This is a genomic window from Clavibacter vidaverae (assembly GCF_047529985.1).
Lineage (GTDB): Bacteria > Actinomycetota > Actinomycetes > Actinomycetales > Microbacteriaceae > Clavibacter > Clavibacter nebraskensis_A.
In genome coordinates this window covers 306,913-325,888 of the sequence record NZ_JBLJAM010000001.1, presented here as the reverse complement: position 1 = coordinate 325,888, position 18,976 = coordinate 306,913, and the positions used below count along the sequence as shown (strand labels likewise).

16 protein-coding genes and 1 tRNA gene are annotated in these 18,976 nt (G+C 73.5%); 4 read left to right on the top strand and 13 right to left on the bottom strand.

The window, feature by feature from the left end; all coding sequences use genetic code 11:
- Positions 1-71 precede the first annotated feature (71 nt).
- The 9 genes from lnt to ACMT9T_RS01490 all read right to left on the bottom strand — a co-directional run bounded on the left by lnt (position 72) and on the right by ACMT9T_RS01490 (position 10,513).
- Positions 72-1,676 (bottom strand): apolipoprotein N-acyltransferase, encoded by a 1,605-nt coding sequence (lnt, locus tag ACMT9T_RS01530; protein WP_414743928.1) that lies wholly within the window; start codon positions 1,674-1,676, stop codon positions 72-74.
- The gene (locus ACMT9T_RS01525) at positions 1,673-4,144 is read right to left on the bottom strand and encodes a DEAD/DEAH box helicase (protein WP_414743927.1); all 2,472 of its coding nucleotides are present in this window, start codon (positions 4,142-4,144) and stop codon (positions 1,673-1,675) included. The genes lnt and ACMT9T_RS01525 overlap by 4 nt, the downstream gene beginning before the upstream one ends.
- Positions 4,145-4,249: 105 nt before the next feature.
- Positions 4,250-5,002, bottom strand: a complete 753-nt coding sequence (gene tatC / locus ACMT9T_RS01520; RefSeq protein WP_414745845.1) for a twin-arginine translocase subunit TatC — start codon at positions 5,000-5,002, stop codon at positions 4,250-4,252.
- A gap of 54 nt (positions 5,003-5,056) precedes the next feature.
- On the bottom strand, positions 5,057-5,404 hold the full coding sequence (gene tatA, locus ACMT9T_RS01515) for a Sec-independent protein translocase subunit TatA (RefSeq protein ID WP_414743926.1): 348 nt from the start codon (positions 5,402-5,404) through the stop codon (positions 5,057-5,059).
- A gap of 199 nt (positions 5,405-5,603) precedes the next feature.
- Positions 5,604-6,593 carry a helix-turn-helix transcriptional regulator gene (locus tag ACMT9T_RS01510; protein WP_414743925.1) on the bottom strand — a complete coding sequence of 330 codons (990 nt, stop codon included), beginning with the start codon at positions 6,591-6,593 and terminating at the stop codon, positions 5,604-5,606.
- Positions 6,590-7,597 (bottom strand): helix-turn-helix transcriptional regulator, encoded by a 1,008-nt coding sequence (locus ACMT9T_RS01505; RefSeq protein WP_414743924.1) that lies wholly within the window; start codon positions 7,595-7,597, stop codon positions 6,590-6,592. The genes ACMT9T_RS01510 and ACMT9T_RS01505 overlap by 4 nt, the downstream gene beginning before the upstream one ends.
- 48 nt (positions 7,598-7,645) lie before the next feature.
- Positions 7,646-8,692 carry an FKBP-type peptidyl-prolyl cis-trans isomerase gene (locus tag ACMT9T_RS01500; RefSeq protein WP_414743923.1) on the bottom strand — a complete coding sequence of 349 codons (1,047 nt, stop codon included), beginning with the start codon at positions 8,690-8,692 and terminating at the stop codon, positions 7,646-7,648.
- A 61-nt stretch (positions 8,693-8,753) separates the two neighbouring features.
- Entirely contained in the window at positions 8,754-9,818 is a 1,065-nt protein-coding gene (locus ACMT9T_RS01495; protein WP_414743922.1) for a tRNA (adenine-N1)-methyltransferase, read from the bottom strand.
- Complete coding sequence (locus tag ACMT9T_RS01490; RefSeq protein WP_414743921.1) at positions 9,815-10,513, bottom strand: HAD family hydrolase; 699 nt, start codon at positions 10,511-10,513, stop codon at positions 9,815-9,817. Before ACMT9T_RS01490 ends, ACMT9T_RS01495 begins: the two co-directional genes overlap by 4 nt.
- A 96-nt stretch (positions 10,514-10,609) precedes the next feature.
- On the opposite strand from ACMT9T_RS01490, the gene ACMT9T_RS01485 reads away from it, so the two are divergent.
- A complete protein-coding gene (locus ACMT9T_RS01485; protein ID WP_414743920.1) occupies positions 10,610-11,560 on the top strand; it encodes a PAC2 family protein in 951 nt (316 codons plus the stop codon).
- Between the two features lie 55 nt (positions 11,561-11,615).
- On the opposite strand, the gene mshC is transcribed toward ACMT9T_RS01485, so the two are convergent.
- The 3 genes from mshC to ACMT9T_RS01470 are packed head-to-tail and all read right to left on the bottom strand — an operon-like array spanning position 11,616 to position 15,069.
- Positions 11,616-12,893, bottom strand: a complete 1,278-nt coding sequence (mshC, locus tag ACMT9T_RS01480; RefSeq protein WP_414743919.1) for a cysteine--1-D-myo-inosityl 2-amino-2-deoxy-alpha-D-glucopyranoside ligase — start codon at positions 12,891-12,893, stop codon at positions 11,616-11,618.
- A gap of 4 nt (positions 12,894-12,897) precedes the next feature.
- A complete protein-coding gene (locus tag ACMT9T_RS01475; protein WP_414743918.1) occupies positions 12,898-13,716 on the bottom strand; it encodes an undecaprenyl-diphosphate phosphatase in 819 nt (272 codons plus the stop codon).
- Positions 13,717-13,758: 42 nt separating this feature from the next.
- The gene (locus ACMT9T_RS01470) at positions 13,759-15,069 is read right to left on the bottom strand and encodes a M20/M25/M40 family metallo-hydrolase (RefSeq protein ID WP_414743917.1); all 1,311 of its coding nucleotides are present in this window, start codon (positions 15,067-15,069) and stop codon (positions 13,759-13,761) included.
- Positions 15,070-15,184: 115 nt separating this feature from the next.
- Here ACMT9T_RS01470 and ACMT9T_RS01465 point away from each other — a divergent pair.
- The 3 genes from ACMT9T_RS01465 to ACMT9T_RS01455 all read left to right on the top strand — a co-directional run bounded on the left by ACMT9T_RS01465 (position 15,185) and on the right by ACMT9T_RS01455 (position 17,470).
- Positions 15,185-15,270, top strand: a tRNA-Leu gene (locus tag ACMT9T_RS01465).
- A 174-nt stretch (positions 15,271-15,444) separates the two neighbouring features.
- Complete coding sequence (gene corA, locus ACMT9T_RS01460) at positions 15,445-16,461, top strand: magnesium/cobalt transporter CorA (RefSeq protein ID WP_414743916.1); 1,017 nt, start codon at positions 15,445-15,447, stop codon at positions 16,459-16,461.
- A 43-nt stretch (positions 16,462-16,504) separates the two neighbouring features.
- Positions 16,505-17,470 (top strand): NAD-dependent epimerase/dehydratase family protein, encoded by a 966-nt coding sequence (locus ACMT9T_RS01455; protein ID WP_414743915.1) that lies wholly within the window; start codon positions 16,505-16,507, stop codon positions 17,468-17,470.
- A gap of 36 nt (positions 17,471-17,506) precedes the next feature.
- Here ACMT9T_RS01455 and ACMT9T_RS01450 read toward each other — a convergent pair whose 3' ends face one another.
- The gene (locus tag ACMT9T_RS01450; protein ID WP_414743914.1) at positions 17,507-18,844 is read right to left on the bottom strand and encodes a DnaJ domain-containing protein; all 1,338 of its coding nucleotides are present in this window, start codon (positions 18,842-18,844) and stop codon (positions 17,507-17,509) included.
- Positions 18,845-18,976: the final 132 nt, after the last annotated feature.

Below are 18,976 nucleotides of genomic sequence, written 5' to 3'. Positions count from 1 at the left end.
TCGCGAACGGACCACAGGAGCACCCCTCGGCATCGCCGGGGGGTGCTCCTTCGCGTGGGGCCGGCGCCGGGTCAGCGGGCGGCGCGACGACCGCGGCGGCCGAGGGCGATCCCGGCGACCGCGAGGGCCCCGAGGCCGAGGCCCGACACGAGCCATTCGATGTCGCGTCCCACGAGGATGGCCGGGGTCACGACGTCCGCGGTCGGCACGTCGACCACCATCGACCCGGCGGTGAACCAGGGCAGCCGGTCGATGTCACGCCCGTCCGGCCCGACGATCGCGCTCGTGCCGACGGTGGAGATGTTGACGACGCTGCGTCCCGTCTCGAGGGCCCGCATCCGCGCGACGGCGAGCTGCTGCACGCTCTCGTCCGTGCGCCCGAAGTCGGCGTTGTTCGTCTGCGCGAGGATGACGTCCGCGCCCTCGTGGACCATGTCGGTCGTCAGCTGGTCGTCGACGATGTCGAAGCAGATGGCGATGCCGGCCGTGACGCCGGCGACGTCCATGACCTGGTCGGTGGTGCCCGGCGTGTACTCGCGCTGGATGAGGCCGATGAGGTCGGGCGCGAACGGCTCCCAGAACGCCCGGTCGGGCACGTACTCGCCGAACGGCACGGGGTGCTTCTTGTCGTAGTGGTCGGTCGCCCCTCCCCCGGTCCAGACGAGCGACTCGTTGTAGTACCTGCCGTCGCGCTCGGTGACCGTGCCGACGACGAGCGGCGCGCCGAGCCGCGCGACGACGCGGTCGAGGGCCGCGGCCGAGCCGGGATCCCGGAGCGGGTCCGCGTCCGCCGCGTTCTCCGGCCACACGACCATGTCGATGCCGTCGTCGGCCGGGATATCCGCCGTGGCCGCCAGGTGCGCGCGCAGGATGTCGCCGTAGCGGGCGCCGTCGAAGTACCCGGCCTTCGCGTTGCCCTGCACCGCGGCGACGCGCGTCGTGCCCGTGGTCGCGACCGGGAACGCGGGGACGACGAGCACCAGGGCGACGGCCATGCCCGCGACGAGCGCCCGGGCCGACCGCCGCACCCGCTCCTCCGCGGCGAGCTCGAGGAGCAGCGCGACGAGCAGCACGAGGACGAAGGACAGGCCGGACAGCCCGAGCCAGGTGACGAGGTGGGCGAAGGGGCCCTCGGACTGCGAGAGCGACACCCGGCCCCACGCGAAGCCGCCGTAGGGCCAGACCGCGGAGATCGCCTCGCGCGCGGTCCACAGGCCGGCGACCGCGACGGGCAGCAGCACCATGCGGCCGGCGACCGTGGGGAAGGCGCGCGGGATCCACCGCGTGGCCGTCGCCATGGCGACCGCGCCCGTCGCGACGAAGAGCGACTCGAGCGCCGACAGCGCGATCCAGGGCACGGGCCCGAGATACAGCGACGCCCACTCGATGTGCGTCAGGTAGAAGGCGAGACCGGCGACGAGGCCGACGACGAACGCGGGACCGGCGCGGCGCCCGCGGAGGGCCAGGAGCACGAGGGCGACCCCCGGGAACACGAGCGGCCAGATGCCCCGGTCCGGGAACGCGGCGTCGAGGACCGGCCCGGACAGCGCGGCGAACAGGAGCGCGCCCCACAGCGGCACGGGCGGCCGGATCGACGACGCGTCGGCGGGCGTGGACGCGGGCGCGCCGTATGGGGTGGCGCGCTCCCGGCGGGGCGCGCGGGCCAGCGCGGTCACACCGACGAGTACGCGACGATGCCGCGCCGGATGCTGTCGAGCGCCGTGCGGGCGTTCCGGGAGACGGGGCCGTCGGCCACGATCGAGAGCTGGTCGAGCAGGTCGATGGTCTGCTTCGTCCAGCGCACGAAGTCGCCGGCCGCGAGGTCGGCCTCGTCGAGCACCGCGTCGAGGCTGCCGCCGCGCGCCCACCGGTGCATCGGCGCGCAGAGCCCCGTGGACAGCGGATCGGTCGTCGGCAGGCGGCGCTCGCGCTCCACGTCGTCGAGCCGCGACCAGATCTCCTCGGTGCGCTCGAGCGCCGGCCGGAACGCGCCGCGCGGGAGGTTGCGGTCGTTGCGGTCGCCCTCGTCGCGGCGCGGCTGGTACACGAGCGACGCGGCCATGGCGGCGAGGGCGGCCGGGTCGAGGTCCACCCACACCTGCGTCCGCAGGCACTCGGCAACGAGGAGGTCGCGGTCGCCGTAGATGCGCTTGAGCATGCGGCCGTTGGGCGTCGGCGCGACCTGCCCGTCGGCGGCGCGCTTGAGGTAGCCGAGCGAGAGGAGCAGCTCCGTGACCCGGTCGAAGACCTTGGCGACGGCGTTGGTGCGCGTGCGGATCTGCTGCCCGAGCGCGTCCGTCTGCCGCTTGAGGCGCCACCACCGCTCCGCCCAGCGCGCGTGCGACTCGCGGTCCTTGCAGGCGTGGCAGGGGTGCGCCTTCATCCGGCGACGGAGGTCGGTCAGCTGGCGCTGGCGCTTGTCGCGCTCGCCGTGCTGGCCGGGCTGCTGCATGTCGGCGCGCGCGGCGGTCGCGCGCTCCAGGTCGCTGAGCTCGCGGCGGAGGCCCGAGTACTCGCGGAAGTCGCCGAGGTGGCAGACCATCGCCTTCTCGTATCCGGCGAGCGACTCCTCCTGCGTGCGGACCTTGCGCGCGAGGTCGACGACGGCGCGGTCGGCCTGGAACTGGGCGAACGACGACTCGAGGACCTCGCGCGTGCGCTCGCGGCCGAACTGGTCGATGAGGTTGACGGCCATGTTGTAGGTCGGCCGGAAGCTGGAGTTGAGCGGGTAGGTGCGGCGGGAGGCGAGCGAGGCGACGGCCTGCGGGTCCAGCCCGTCCTTCCACTGGATGACCGCGTGGCCCTCGACGTCGATGCCGCGGCGGCCGGCGCGACCCGTGAGCTGCGTGTACTCCCCCGGCGTGAGCGGCACCCGCGCCTCGCCGTTGAACTTCTCCAGCTGCTCGAGCACGACCGTGCGCGCGGGCATGTTGATCCCGAGGGCGAGCGTCTCCGTGGCGAAGACGGCCTTGACGAGCTTCCGCTGGAACAGCTCCTCGACGACCTCCTTGAAGGCGGGCAGCATGCCGGCGTGGTGCGCGGCCACGCCGCGCTCCAGGCCCTCGAGCCACTCCCAGTAGCCGAGGACGGCGAGGTCCTCGTCGCGGAGCGTGCGGCAGCGCTCCTCCACGACGGCGCGGATCTCGTCGCGCTCGTGCGCGTGCGTGAGCCGGACGCCGGCGCGCAGCACCTGCTTGACGGCGGCGTCGCACCCGGCGCGGCTGAAGATGAAGAAGATGGCCGGGAGCAGGTTCCGCTCCTCGAGGAGAGCGACGACCTCGGGGCGGTCCATGCGGCCGCGGTCCCACGGTCCGGGCGCGCGCCGGCCGGATCCGCCGCCCGCTCCCCCGCGCCCGCGGCCCTGCGCCTGGCCGCCGCGCACGCGCACCGCCTCGCGCCCGCCGCCATGGGTCATGCGGACGAGCTCGGGGTTCACGCGGTGCGTCGCGGCGAGGCCCGACGAGTCGAAGAGGTCGACCATCCGCTGCCGGACGATCACGTGCTGCTCCAGCGGGACGGGCCGCTCCTCCGAGACGATGACGTCCGTCTCTCCGCGCACGGCCTGCAGCCAGTCGCCGAACTCCTCCGCGTTGGAGACGGTCGCGCTCAGCGAGATCATCCGTACGCTCTGCGGCAGGTGGATGATGACCTCCTCCCACACGGCGCCGCGGAAGCGGTCGGCCAGGTAGTGCACCTCGTCCATGATCACGAAGGCGAGGTCGCGGAGGAGGTCGGAGTCCGCGTAGAGCATGTTGCGCAGCACCTCGGTCGTCATGACGACGATCCGCGCGCGGCTGTTGACGTTGGTGTCGCCCGTGAGGAGGCCGACCTCGTCGGGCCCGTACTCGGCCACCAGCTCGGCGTACTTCTGGTTGCTGAGCGCCTTCATCGGCGCCGTGTAGAAGATCTTGGCGCTCGGGCGCTGCATCGCGAGGTACACGGCGAACTCCGCGACGACGGTCTTGCCGGCGCCGGTGGGCGCCGCGACGAGGACGCTGCGCCCGTTCTCGAGCGACTCGGCGGCGGCGCGCTGGAACGGGTCGAGGTCGAAGCGCAGCCCGCTCGCGAACGACTCGAGGAGCGGGAGGCTCCGGCGGGTCCGGGAGGCGGCGTAGCGTTCGGCGGGCGAGAGCTGGTCTGTCACGATGCCGCCATCCTAGGCTCCGGATCCGCGCGCCGGCCGGGCGCGAACGCTGTGACGCCCGCCCCTCGCGGGACGGGCGTCACGGGTCGTCACGGGTCGAGCCCGTCAGGGCAGCAGGTCGTCCGCGAGCGACGCGGCCTTCTTGGCCCGCCGCCGGTCGTTGAGCAGCGAGATGCCCGCGGCCACGAGGTAGAGCAGCGTCATCGGGACGGCTAGCAGGAACATCGACATGACGTCGGCGGCCGGGGTGGCGATGGCGCAGAACAGGATGATCAGCAGGATGGCGATGCGCCACGAGCGGATGATCGTCGCGCCGCTCAGGATCCCCATGAAGTTGAACAGCACGAGGAACACCGGCAGCACGAACGCGATGCCCACCGCGAACACGAGCTTCAGCACGAAGTCGAAGTACTCGCGCGCCGTGATGAACGACGAGTCGCCGGCGCCCGCGAACTGCGTGAGGAGCGCCACGATGTGCGGCAGCACGAACCAGCCGGCCGCGCAGCCGGCCAGGAACAGCGGCACCGCGGAGAAGAAGAAGCCGAACGTGTAGCGGCGCTCCGTCCTCGTGAGGCCGGGGACCAGGAACGCGAACACCTGGTAGAGCCACACGGGGCTCGAGATGATGAGGCCCACGTACAGCGCGATCTGCAGGCGCAGGTCGAACGCCGAGGTGATCGTCGGGAAGTTGAGGCTGGCGTTCCGCCCCTGCTCCGCGTTGATCGTCTCGATGGGCTGGCGCAGCGCCTCCAGCACGAAGGACGAGAGGAACCAGCCCGCCACCATCGCCAGGATGATCGCGATGCCCGCGATGAACAGGCGCTTCTTCAGCTCCAGCAGGTGCTGCACGAGGGACATGCGCCCCTCGGCGTCCCGCTTCTTCTGGCGGGGACGCTCGGTGGTGCTCACGGATCAGGCGCGGGGGCGGGAGTCCCCGCCGTCGCGCGGGGAGTCGTAGCGCGGGGCGTCGTAGCGGGGCTCGTCGACGCGGGGCTCGCCGGGGCGCACGTAGTCGCGCGGCGTGGCGTCGCGGTCGTCCGCGCGGTAGCGCTCCTCGTCGCGGCGACGGTTCTCCTCGCGGGTGTCGTCACGACGGTCGGATCCGCTCTCCTCCTTCATCGTCTTCACCTCGCCCTTGAAGATGCGCATGGACTGGCCCACGCTCTTGGCCAGGGCGGGCAGCTTGGTGGAACCGAAGAGCAGCACGATGACGACGAGGATGATGACGAGGTGCCAGCCGCTGAAGGCGTTTCCGAGCATGTGGTTCACATTCCTTAGGTCAGGAGGGCCGGACGGTCGTTGTCGGGATCCACGGGGAGTCTACCGTCGGCACCCTGCAGGACACCCTGTGCGACGTCCGCGTTCATCCGGATTTCCCCTCGGTCGACGAACCGGGCGTCTGCGCCCGTTCCGGATGCGGGGTCTTCGGAGCGGGGGCCCGCGACGCTCGGTGCCGGGCTCAATCCGCCTCCTCGTACGCCGCGGCGGCCCGCTCGGCCCACTCAGCCACGGCGGCCCGCGCCTCCGGCGGCGACGTGACGACCACGACGCCCGCCATGCCCGCGACGAGCCGGACGAGCCCCTGGTAGTGGGCGACGCGCACGGTCACGGCCACGCGACCCGGTCGGCCCGCGACGGGCAAGGGCCGCTCGTCCCCCACGAAGTCGCCGAGGAGCGGCACGGCGCCCTCCGCGACCTCGAGGGTCACGCGGAGGTCGTCGGGGCTGGGCTCGAACAGGGTGTCGCCGAGCACGACGTCCTGCGGCCGGTGCTCGGGCGGCAGGTCGGTGACGACGAGCTCGTCGAGCCGGTCGAGGCGGAAGGTGCGGACGGCGCCGCGCGCGAGGTCCCAGCCCCGCAGGTACCAGTCCTCGTCGACGGACTCGAGGCGCAGCGGATCCACGACCCGGCGCTCCGTGCCGCCCCGCGGGCTCCGGTAGTCGAACTCCACGCGCCGGGCGTCGGCGATGGCGCGGCGGAGGTCCTCCCGGGTGGCGTCCCCGGCGCCGGCCGCGACGGCGACCTGGCTGGGGCTCGCCGACGAGCCGCGCGCGAGCTTCACCATGAGCTGGCCCACGAGGTCGAGGTCGCTGGCGTCGGCCTGGGACGAGACGTACTGGAGGCCCGCGATGAGCGCCGCCGCCTCCCGCGCGGAGAAGCGCGGCGAGTCGTCGATCGCGACCATGTGCGTGATGACGATCTGGTCGTTGTCCTCGAAGTCGTCCCAGGCGATGTCGAACAGGTCGCCGTGCTGGTACGAGGCGGTGGATCCCGGCACGCCGGACACCGCGATGAGGCGCACGGCCTGGCGGATCTGCTCCGGCGGCACCCGGAAGTGCGCGGCCGCCTGGCTCACGCTGACGCGGCCGTGGTCGGTGAGGTAGGGCACGAGCGCCAGCAGGAACGCCAGCTTGTCCTGCGCCTGGAGCGGCGCGGCGCGGTCGGTCACGAGGCGTCCTCACGGTGGGCGGCGATGGTCTCGGCGAGGCGGGCGCGCACGGCGTCCCGCAGCCGGGGCGGCGCGATCGCCCGGGCCTCGGGGCCGAAGCCCGCGATCTCGTCCGCGAAGAGGTTCGTGTCGGAGTAGTGGACGCGGAGCCGGCCGGCGCCGAGGTCCTCCGTGCCGCGGCGACGGCGCAGACGGATCTCGGCGTCCGACCCGGGCGCCACCGCCACCTCCCCCACGCCGTTCGCCCACACGCGGTCGAGGTCGGCGAGGGCGCGCTCGGCGTGGTCCTCCCCCTCGGGGACGAAGCCGCGGCTCGTGACGCGGACGCGGTCGACGATGCGGGACAGGAGGAAGGTGCGGGGACCCTGCGCGTCCTGGTCGACGCCGTGCAGGTGCCAGCGACCCTGGTGCTGGACCAGCGCGAGCGGGGCCACCGTTCGGGTCCGGGGCGTGCGCTCGCCGGGCTTCAGGTAGCCGAAGGTGACGAGCACGTGCCGCTCGAGCGCGACGCTCAGGGGCGCGAACGCGGCCTCCCGCGTGCGCAGCCGGGGCGCGTAGCCGATGACCGGGTCGTCCGACTCCACCCCGAGCGAGCGCAGCTTGATGAGCGCGCGGCGCGACTCCCCCGACAGCGAGCCCTCGCGCCACACCATGGCGGCGAGGTTGAGGAGCGTCGTCTCCTCGGGCGTGAACGAGAGGTCGGCCGGGAGCTCGTAGGCGCCGCGCGGGATCCGGTAGCGCAGGAGCTGGTTGTTGCCCTCCTGTCCGGGCGCCTCGACGGTCTCGAGCGGCACGCCGAGGTCGCGGATGTCGTCCTTGTCGCGCTCGAACTGGCGCTCGAGGTTGGCGTTGTCGCCGCCGGACGCGTACCGCTGCCGGTACCCCTGGACGCTGGAGAGGACCTCGTTCTTGGTCAGGCCCTGCTCGGTGGCGAGCAGCGCCAGGACCAGGCTGAAGAGGCGCTCCTCGACCGGCACGGTCGGACGACGGGATGATACGGGCACGCGGTGGTCCTCACAGTGGTGCAGCCCCCGGCCGGTGGCGATGCGTCGTTACTTGCTCTGCTTGCTCGTCCCGAGGATATCCACGACGTAGACGAGCGTGGAACCGGCGGGGACCTTGGCCGAGGCCTGGTCGCCGAAGCCGTCGCCCGGCGGGACGACCGCGATGACCTGGTCGCCGACGTGCTTGCCGACGAGCGCCTTGGCGAGACCCGGCGTGACGACGAGCGCGGAGGGCGCGCCCGCGGAGGCCGGTGCCGTCGTCGCGGTGGCGGGGACCTGGAGCGGACCGCCGCCCGTCCAGCTGGATCCGAAGACCGCCTGCTTCTGCGCCGACGCGCTCGTGCCCCAGACGACGCCCGTGTACTGCATCGTGACGACGTCCCCCTCGGCGACCTCGTCGCCGTCGCCCGCGCGCAGCAGGGCGTCGCGGTACTCGGTGGGCGGGGTGCTCGGCGGGATGGTGATGCCGGGGATGCCGTCGTCCGTCGTGACGACGGAGGGGAAGCCGGCCTCGGCGGGCTGCTCGTCGCCCGTCGCGCGCTCCGGGAAGGAGGACGTGATGTCGACGACGAGGACGAGGCCGTCCGTGGCCTCGAGGCCCTGCGCCGAGAGGTCCTGGCCGGGGAACACGGTGGAGACGGGCACGGCGACCGCGAGGCGGGAGCCGACGGGCATGCACTCCATCGCCTGCTCGAGGTAGGGCAGGCCCTCGCGGAGCGACGCGGTGGTGAAGACGTTGGATCCCGTGGTGCGCGAGTTCGGCGCGATGCGCGCGTACTCGGCGAGGGTCGAGCCGGTCTTGCCGTCGACGATGGAGGCGGCAGCCGTGATGCCCTGGCGCGGCTGCACCCGGGGTCCGGTGCCCTCGACGATGGTGGACACCTCGACGCCCGCGGGCTTCAGCGGCGTGGGGAACGTGACGGAGGCCGGCGCGCTGCCGACCTCGCCCGTGGCCTGGACCGTGCTCGACGACGTGCCGGGCTGCGCGAGGGGCGTGCAGTCCGACGCCGCGTCCGATCCGGACCCCGAGGGGCTGCAGGCGGCGAGCGTCAGGACGAGCCCTGCGCAGACGGTGAGCGCGGCGGAACGGCGCACGTGACTCCTCTTTCGATGGTGGGGGCGGCCTCCACGCACCCGCGTGATCGGCCCTGTCATCCTAGGCGGTGGGGTCGGGTCGCTCCGGCGCATCGGGCGCATCCTCGGGGACGACCTGGTCGTCCGCCTCCGCCGCGTCGCGTGCGCCGGCGAGCTCCGCGCCGCGCTCCGCGATGCGCACGCGCTTGCGGAGGACCTTGTCGCTGACCCGGCGCTCGCCGAGCGACCCGGGGGTCCAGGCCTCCATGTCCTCGTCGCTGAAGTCGGACTTCGAGGCGCGGCGCTTGAGCTGCGGCAGGACGGATCCGGGGGCGAGGCGGCGGGCCGTGATGAGGAATCCGGTGTGCCCGATCATGCGATGCTCGGGACGGACGGCGAGGCCCTCCACGTGCCAGCCGCGGATCATGGTCTCGCTCGCGTCGGGGTTCGTGAAGAGCCCCGAGTCGCGGAGCGCCTCGGCGACGCGCGACAGCTGCGTGACCGTGGCGACGTAGCAGAGCAGGACGCCGCCGGGCGTGAGCGCCTCGGCGACCGCGTCGACGCACTCCCACGGGGCGAGCATGTCGAGCACGACGCGGTCGACGGAGTGCGGCTCGGTGACGGTCGGCAGCGCCTCCGCCAGGTCGCCGAGCGTGATGGACCAGTTCTCCGGGCTGTGCCCGAAGTAGCTCGAGACGTTGCCGCGGGCGACGTCCGCGAACTCCTCGCGGCGCTCGAAGGAGAGCAGCGTGCCGGTCGGCCCGAGGGCCCGCAGCAGCCACATGGAGAGGGCGCCGGATCCGACCCCCGCCTCCACGACGGTGGCGCCGGGGAACACGTCGGCGAGGCCGAGGATCTGCGCGGCGTCCTTCGGGTAGATGATCGCGGCGCCGCGGGGCATGGACATGACGACGTCCGAGAGGAGCGGCCGGAGCGCCAGGCACTCGATGCCCGCGCTGTTCTTCACGACGCTGCCGTCGGGCAGGCCGATGAGGTCGTCGTGGTCGATCATGCCGCGGTGGGTGTGGAACACCTTGCCGGGCTCGAGCAGGATCGTGTTGAGGCGGCCCTTGGGGCCCGTGAGCTGCACGCGGTCGCCCGCGCGGAAGGGCCCGCTGAAGCGCGCGGCCGCGGTGTCGACGGTCATGCGCGCACCTCGTCGCGGTCGGCGGGGGCGTCGGCGCGGCGGACCGCGTGGGCGGCCTCGACGTCGGCGAGCGTGCGACCGGCGAGCGTGTCCCAGAGGACGTAGGCGTCGTCGGCCGGGAGCGGCACGTGGTGCGGGACCGCGATGACGGTGGCCCCGGAGGTGACGGCGGATGCGACGCCGGGCACCGAGTCCTCGATGGCGACGCAGTCGCGGATGTCGACGCCGAGCAGGTCGGCGGCCGCGAGGTAGGCCTCGGGATGCGGCTTGCTGCGGGCGACGTCGTCGCCGGCGACGACGTGGTCGAACGCGTCGAACGGCACGGCGTCCGCGACCTGGCGGGCCATGCGGCCGATGCTCATGGTGACGAGCGCGGTGGGGATGCCGGCATCGCGGATCCCGCGGAGGAGCTCGCGCGCGCCCGGGCGCCACGGCACCTCGACGAGGATCTGCTCCATGACGCGGTCGCTGAGCCGGTCGATGATCTCCGCGGCGGGCAGGTCGACGCCCGCCTCCTGGAGGATGCGCGCCGAGTCCGGGAGGCCGTTGCCGACGAGCCGGAGCCCGTCCTCATGGGTCCACGAGCCGCCGAACGAGCCGACCAGCGCCTGCTCCGCCACCATCCAGTAGGGCTCCGTGTCCACGATGGTGCCGTCCATGTCCCAGAGGACGGCCGCGGGTCTGTTGCTGATCACGGGGAGCGAGTCTATCGGTGGGCGGCGCGTCCTAAGCTTGTCCGACGACCGCCGGCCGAGCGGCGTCGAGACCTGCAAGGACGGAACGGGAGTCACGTGGCGGATGCCGAGAGGTTCGTGAGCGGACGGCTGCTGGTCGTCGCCTTCGAGGGCTGGAACGACGCGGGCGAGGCCGCCAGCGGAGCGGTCCGGGCGCTCAAGGAGCTGCTCGACCTCGAGGCGGTGTCGTCGGTGGATCCCGAGGACTACTTCGACTTCCAGTTCAACCGCCCCACCATCGGCTTCGCGGAGGACGGCACCCGCGAGCTCGAGTGGCCGGGCGCCACGCTCTACGGCCCGAAGCAGCCGCGACGTCCCGGGCTCGACCTCGCCGCGGACGCGCAGCTCGGCGTGAGCGGCGACAACGGCGGCAGCATCCACCTCCTGCTGGGCGTCGAGCCGTCGCGGCACTGGACGGCGTTCACCGCCGAGGTGCTCGACGCCGCGCGGGCCGCGGGCGTGGAGGGCGTCGTCCTCCTCGGCGCGCTGCTGGCCGACGTGCCGCACACGCGCCCCATCTCCGTCTACTCCACGAGCGAGAACGCCGGCGTGCGCACCGAGCTCGGCATCGAGCGGAGCACCTACGAGGGCCCGGTCGGGATCCTCAGCATCATCGCCCAGCGCGCCGAGGAGATGGGCATGCCCACCGTCTCGCTCTGGGCGTCCGTGCCGCACTACGTGCACAGCGCGCCGTCGCCCAAGGCCACGCTCGCGCTCATCGACAAGCTGGAGGAGATGGTCGACGTGGTGATCCCGCGCGGCGAGCTCATCCAGGAGGCCGCGACGTGGGAGGCCGGCATCGACCAGCTCGCGGGCGAGGACGAGGACATGGCGTCCTACATCCAGCAGCTCGAGCAGGCCCGCGACACGGTCGACTCCCCCGAGGCGAGCGGCGAGGCCATCGCGCAGGAGTTCGAGAGGTACCTCCGCCGGGGCGACGGACCGCGCGGGCGCGGGGACGACCGGCCCGAGGAGCCGTGGCGCCCCAAGGACCCGAAGGACCAGTAGGACCCGAAGGACCAGTAGGACCGGCCGGGCTCCCGGATCAGGCCGGCCGACCGGATCAGGCCGCCGGGCTCCCGAGCGCGACGCCGAGGAGCGCGTCGACCGCGGCCACCTCGACGGACGTCGCGGGCACTCCCGTGGCGACGCGGAGGTCGAGGAGCAGGATCGCGCCGGGGGTGTCGAGGTCGTCGGCGAGGCGCTCGCGGACGAGCTCCACGAGCTCGCCGGGCTCCCCCGCGTCGTCGGCTGAGGCGGCTTCCGACGCCCAGGCGTCCCACGCCGTGAGGCGGGCGACGGACTCCTCGAGGAGCGCGTCCGTCCACTCCCAGTCCGCGCGGTGGTGCTGCGCGAGGAGCGCGAGGCGGATGGCGCGCGGATCCACGCCCGCGGCCCGCAGGCGCGACACGAGCACGAGGTTGCCGAGCGACTTGCTCATCTTCTCGCCCTGGTACGCGACCATGCCGGTGTGCGCGTAGACGCACGCGAAGTCCTCGCCCGTGAGCGCCGCCGCGTGACCGGCGGACATCTCGTGGTGCGGGAAGATCAGGTCGGATCCGCCGCCCTGCACGGTGACCGGCCGGTCGAGCTTCCGCAGCGCGATGACGGCGCACTCGATGTGCCAGCCGGGCCGGCCGCGGCCGACGACGCTGTCCCACGCGGGCTCGCCCGCGCGCTCGACGCGCCAGAGCAGCGGGTCGAGCGGGTCGCGCTTGCCGGGGCGCTCGGGGTCGCCGCCGCGCTCGGCGGACAGCGCGGCCATGGTGTCGCGGTCGTAGCCGCTCTCGTCGCCGAGGGACCACGGGCCGGTCTCGCCCGCGCGGGCGACGTCGAAGTAGAGGTCCTGCGCGCCGGGCACGACGGCGTCCGGGGTGTCGACCGGGTACGCCGTGCCGCGGCGGACGAGCTCCGCGACCGCGGCCGCGACCTCGTCGACGACCTCGGTGACGCCCACGTAGGAGTCGGGCGGCAGGATCCGCAGGGCCTCCATGTCGGTGCGGAACAGCTCCACCTGCTCGGCGGCAAGGTCGCGCCAGTCGACGCCCGTGGCGGTGGCGCGCTCGAGCAGCGGGTCGTCGACGTCGGTCACGTTCTGCACGTACGCCACGTCGTAGCCGCGGTCGAGCCAGACGCGCTGCAGCGTGTCGAAGGCGAGGTAGGTGGACGCGTGGCCGATGTGCGTGGCGTCGTACGGCGTGATGCCGCACACGTACAGGCCCACGCGGTCGTCGCCCGTGCACTCGGCGGGGCGGACGGATCCGGTGCTCGTGTCGAACAGGGTGGGGACGGGCGACTGCCCCGCGACGGCGGGGACGGCGGGACGGGACCAGGCGCGCACGGGATCAGGCCGCGATCGCGCCGGTGCCGAGCAGCACGAGCAGCACGACGCCGAGGGCGACGCGGTAGACGACGAACGGCATGAACGTGCGGGTGGAGATGTAGCGCATGAGGCCCGCGATCACGGCGAGGCCCACGACGAACGCGATGAGCGTGGCGACCGCGGTCTGGCCGGCGCCCGCCTGGCCGGTCTCGTCGAAGCTCTTCACGAGCTCGTAGAGGCCGCTGCCGAACACGGCGGGGACGGCGAGGAGGAACGAGTACTCGGCGGCGACCGGCCGGGCGTACCCGAACGCGCGTGCCGCGGTGGTCGTGGCGCCCGAGCGCGAGACGCCCGGGACGAGGGCGAGCGCCTGGGCGATGCCGATGCTCACGCCGTGCCCGTACGTCATGTCCTTCTCGAGGCGGTCGCTGCGGCTGTACCGGTCGGCGAGGCCGAGCAGGATGCCGAAGACGATGAGCACGATCGCGACGATCCACAGCGAGCGGAACGTGGAGCGGATGGTGTCCTGGAACAGGTAGCCCGCGATGCCGATGGGGATCGTGCCGATGATGACGAGCCAGCCCATGCGCACGTCGGGGTCGCCCTTGGGCATGCCGCCGCGGAGCGAGCGGAACCACGCCGAGAGGACCTTGCCGATGCGCCTGCGGAAGAAGACCACGACCGCGAGCTCGGTGCCGAGCTGCGTGATGGCGGTGAAGGTGGCGCCCGGGTCGCCGCCCATGAAGAGCCCGGCGATGCGGAGGTGCGCGCTCGAGGAGATGGGCAGGAACTCGGTCAGGCCCTGGACGAGGCCCAGGATGATCGCCTCGAGATAGCTCAAACGGATGCTCCACGTGTCGGGTGGCCCACCTGGGGCTCGGATCTAGTAGTTCAGGAGGAGGTCGCGGAGGACCTGCCTCCCGAAGACTAGTGCGTCGAGCGGGACGCGCTCGTCGACGCCGTGGAACATCGCCGGGAAGTCCATCGAGGCCGGCAGCTTGAGCGGCGCGAAGCCGTAGCCGGTGATCCCGAGGAGGCTGAGCGCCTTGTTGTCCGTGCCGCCGGAGAGCATGTACGGCAGCACCTCGGCCTCGGGGTCGTGCGCGCCGAGCGTGGCGACCATGGCGTCCACGAGCGGGCCGGCGAACGGGTTCTCGAGGCCGACGTCCTGGTGCACGATGCGCACCTCGACACCCTCGCCCGCGAGCTCCCGGACCCGCGCGAGCACCGCGTCCTCCTCGCCGGGCAGCACGCGGATGTCGACGAGCGCCTCGGCCGTGTCGGGGATCACGTTGTGCTTGTACCCGGCGTGCAGGAGCGTCGGGTTGGTCGTGGTGCGCAGCGTCGCGGCGATGAACTTCGAGGCCGTGCCCGTGGCGATCGCGAGGTCGTCGGGGGTCACCTGCGTCGGGTCCTGGCCGACGATGCGGGCGATCTCGTCGAGCAGCTGGCGCGTCGTGTCGGTGAGGTGGACGGGCCACTCCTCCATCCCGATCCGCGCCACCGCACCCGCGAGGCGCGTGACGGCGTTGTCGCGGTTGACCTGCGAGCCGTGGCCGGCGGTCCCGGTGGCGACCAGGCGGATCCAGACGAGCGCCTTCTCCCCCGTCTGCAGCAGGTAGGCGCGCTTGCCGGCGAGGTCGATCGAGTAGCCGCCGACCTCGCTGATGGCCTCGGTCGCGCCCTCGAACCAGTCGGGGCGGTTCTCGACGACGTAGGCGGAGCCGAGCACGCCGCCCGCCTCCTCGTCGGAGAAGAAGCCCATGATGAGGTCGCGCTCGGGCGCCCGGCCGGACGTGATGATCTCCTGCAGCGCGGTGATCATCATCGCGTCCATGTTCTTCATGTCGACCGCGCCGCGGCCCCAGAGCATGCCGTCCTTGATGACGCCGGCGAACGGGTCGACGGACCAGTTCGCGGGATCCGCGGGCACGACGTCGAGGTGGCCGTGCACGACGAGCGCGGGCTTGTCGCGGTTGCGGCCCGGGATGCGCGCGAGGACGCTGGTGCGGCCGGGAGCCGCGTCGATGAGCTCGGGCTTCAGGCTCAGGTCCTTGAGGTGCTGCTCGACGTACTCCGCGGCCTCCGTCTCCCCCTCCGACCGGCCCTCGCCGTGGTTGGTGGTGTCGAACCGGATGAGGTCGCGGGCGATCCGGGCGGTGGCGTCGAGGTCGTCGGGCAGCGTGTCGGTCATGGGTCCACGCTATCGAGGCCCGGTGACGGCGTCCGGACCGGCGGTGGTCGAGAGGGCCTCGGAAGCCGTGCTAATGTCGTCTCTCGGCAGCCGGAGACGGCGGGCCGCACATCCTGTCCGGATGGCGGAATTGGTAGACGCGCTAGCTTGAGGTGCTAGTGCCCGTATTAGGGCGTGGGGGTTCAAGTCCCCCTTCGGACACACACGAGAGCCGGTCGGATCCTTCGGGATCCGACCGGCTCTTCCTCGTTCCCGGCTCTTCCTCGTTCCCGGCTCTTCCTCGTCGTCGGGCGGTCCGCTCCCGGCCTCCTCGACCGGCGCCCGGCTACAGTCGCTCTCGGCCCCGCGCGGGTCCCGACCCGAGAGAAGAGACCCATGACCGTCGTCGACAGTGCCGTGTACGTGGACGGTGTCCGCACCGCGGATCCCGAGAGCCTCGACGAGACGTTCGAGGTCATGCGGGCGCGCAACGGGCTCGCCTGGATCGGCCTGTACCGGCCGGACCCGGACGAGGTCCACCGCGTCGCCGCGGAGTTCGGCCTGCACCCGCTCGCGGTCGAGGACGCGCTCACCGGGCACCAGCGCTCGAAGATGGAGCGCTACGGCGACACGTGGTTCGTGGTCCTGCGCCCCGCCCGCTACGTCGACGCCGAGGAGCGCGTCGAGTTCGGCGAGCTGCACGTCTTCGTCGGGCCCGACTTCGTGGTCACCATCCGGCACGCGGAGTCCCCCGACCTCGCGGCCGTCCGCCACCGGCTGGAGGAGGACCACGAGCTCCTCACCCTCGGCCCGACCGCCGTCCTGTACGCGATCCTCGACCAGGTCGTCGACGAGTACGGCCCCGTGGCCGCGGGCCTCGAGGACGACGTGGACGAGATCGAGGACCAGATCTTCGGCGCCGACCCCGACGTCTCCCGCCGCATCTACGCGCTCATGCGCGAGGTCACCGCCTTCCAGCGCGCCACGGCGCCGCTCGGCGCCATGCTCGACGACCTCCGGCGCCGGGCCGAGGAGCGCGAGGTGGACCTCGAGCTCCGCCGCGGGTTCCGCGACGTGCACGACCACGTGATCCGCGTCGCCGAGCGCGCCGACGCGTTCCGCACGCTGCTGCAGAACGCGCTCACCGTCCACACGACGCTCGTCGGCCAGCGGCAGAACGACGAGATGAAGAAGCTGACCGAGACGAGCCTCGCCCAGAACGACCAGGTCAAGCGCATCTCCTCGTGGGCCGCGATCCTGTTCGCGCCGACGCTCGTGGGCACCATCTACGGCATGAACTTCGTGAACATGCCGGAGCTCAAGTGGGCCTACGGGTACCCGCTGGCGCTCGGCCTCATGGTCGTGATGGGCGTCATCCTCTACGCGGCGTTCCGCAGGCGCGGCTGGATCTGATCCCCCGGCGGGCACGCGCCCGGCGCGCCGATAGGGTGACGGGATGCGCGTCGTCGTCATCGGAGCCACCGGCCACATCGGGACCTTCCTCGTCCCCCGCCTCGTCGACTCCGGCCACGACGTCGTCGCCGTCAGCCGCGGCACCCGCGAGCCCTACCGCGCGTCGCCCCTGTGGGACCGCGTGGAGCGCGTGCAGGTCGACCGCGACGCCGAGGACGCGGCCGGCACCTTCGCCGACCGGATCGCGGCGCTCGCCCCCGAGGTCGTCGTCGACCTGGTCTGCTTCACGCCGGAGTCGGCGCGCCACCTCGTCGAGGGGCTGCGCGGCCGGGTGCGGCACCTCGTCCACATCGGCAGCATCTGGACCCACGGCCTCAGCACGTCGCTCCCGCTGCGGGAGGACGACCCCAAGGAGCCGTTCGGCGAGTACGGCGTCCGGAAGGCGGAGATCGAGCGGTACCTGATCGCGGAGTCGCGCTCCGGCGGCCTGCCGTCCACCGTCGTGCACCCCGGCCACATCAGCGGCGGCGGCTGGCCCGTCATCACGCCGCTCGGCAACCTCGATCCCGGCGTCTGGGCCGCGCTCGCCGCCGGCGACCCGCTGCCCGTCCCCGGATCCGGCAGTGAGACCATGCACCACGTGCACGCCGACGACGTCGCGCAGGTCGTGCAGCTCGCGATCGCCAACCGCGAGACGAGCGTGGGCGAGAGCTTCCACGCCGTCTCCGACCGCGCGCTCTCGGTCCGCGGGTTCGCCCGCGCCGCCGCCGCCTGGTTCGGCCGCGAGCCCGAGCTCGAGCACGTCGACTGGGACGCGTTCCGCGCGCGCACCGGCGCCGAGCACGCCGACGCCAGCTGGGAGCACCTCAGCCGCAGCCACGTCGCCAGCATCGACAAGGCGCGCGACGTGCTTGGCTACGCGCCCCGGTACACGAGCGAGGAGGCGGCCCGCGAGGCCGTCGAGTGGATGGTGCGCGCGGGCGAGCTGGACGTGCCGCTCCCCCGCTGACCCCATCGCGCGACGGGGGCCGGACGGGCCAGGGGCTCAGACGAAGCGCGCGTCGAGCACGAGCCGCGTGCGCACGGCGAGGAGGCGCTCCGGATCCATGGCGCTGAGGCCGGGGAGGCCCGCGGCCACGTGGTCGGCGAGGAGCGTGCGCGCCACCGCGTACGCCGGGATCGCCTGCGGGTCGTCGGCCGCGTGCAGCACCACGGGCGCGGCGCCGAGGACCCCGGACGGCAGCGAGAGCACGAGGCCGACGACGGGCACCTCCATCTCCTCCGCGAGCGCCCGCGCGCGGGCGTCGAGGCTGCGGAGCGCGGCGTCGCGGGCGGCCGGGTCGGTCGCGGCGGCGGATCCCGCGGGCACGGACTCGACGGCGACGAGCCCCTGCGGACCCAGCACGAGGTGGTCGATCGCGTCGCCCGAGCGCGGCACGGCCACGCCGTTCCAGAAGGCGTACGAGGGGCCGAGCTCCATGAGCTCGCGCGCGGTCTCCTCCTGCGCGACGGCGGCGCGCAGGGCGTCGGCCGCCGCGGCGGGCACCTCGGCCACGAGGTCGGGCGCGTAGGCGTCCGCCTCGAAGCGACGGCGGAGGCCCTCCAGGCGGGCGAGGTGCGCGCTGTACGCGGCCATGAGGTCCGGATAGGCGCGCACGGCGCGCTCGTGAGCGAGGACGTCCTCCTGGAGCTGCGCCGCGGCCCGCCGACGGGGCTCCTCGGCGCGGAACCACGCGCGCCCGACGGCACCGGCGGCGGCGAGCCCCGCACCGACCCCCACGACGAGGCCGACGACGGCCGCCATCGCGCCGAACCCGGACACGAGCAGCACCAGGGCGAGCAGCACCGCCACGACGGGCGGCGCGATCGCGCGGGCGCGGCGGACGTAGGGCTCCGGCCGGTCGGAGAGGGCCGCTCCCCCACGCGGCGGGACGGGCTCGGCGGGCACCGAGGGCTCGGCGGGATCCGCCAGCCACTCGCGCACGAGGGCGAGGTAGCGGAGCCGGGCGAAGCCGCCGGGGTGGCCGAAGCTGCGGGTGCGCGCGGCGGGACGCTGCCGGGGCGCGCCGGGGCGTCCGCGGCGGGAGGCGGGATCCCAGGCCGGACCCGCGGTGGAGGTCGGGTGGGCCGGGTGCGCACGGCCGACGGGCTCCTCCGCCGCGGGCGCCTCGCGGAGCGCGCGCTCGTAGCGGGCGCGGGCCTCGGGATCGCCGACGGCCTCGAACGCGTCGCGGACGGCCTGGAACTCGGCGGCGCTCCCGCCCATGTCGGGGTGCGCGGAGCGGACGCGACGGCGGTAGGCCCGGCGGATCTCGTCCTGCGACGCGGACCCGTCCACGCCCAGCACGGCGTACGCGTCGGCATCGCGCGACGGGACGGGCATCGGTCGCTCCTCGCGGGAACCGGTCGGGCGGCTCCCAGGATCACGAGCGTAGGCGACCGCGCCTGGACGACGCCCGAGCGCTCGCCCGCGCCTCCGGGTACAGCACGTCATCGCGCGCACCCGCCCGCGCGT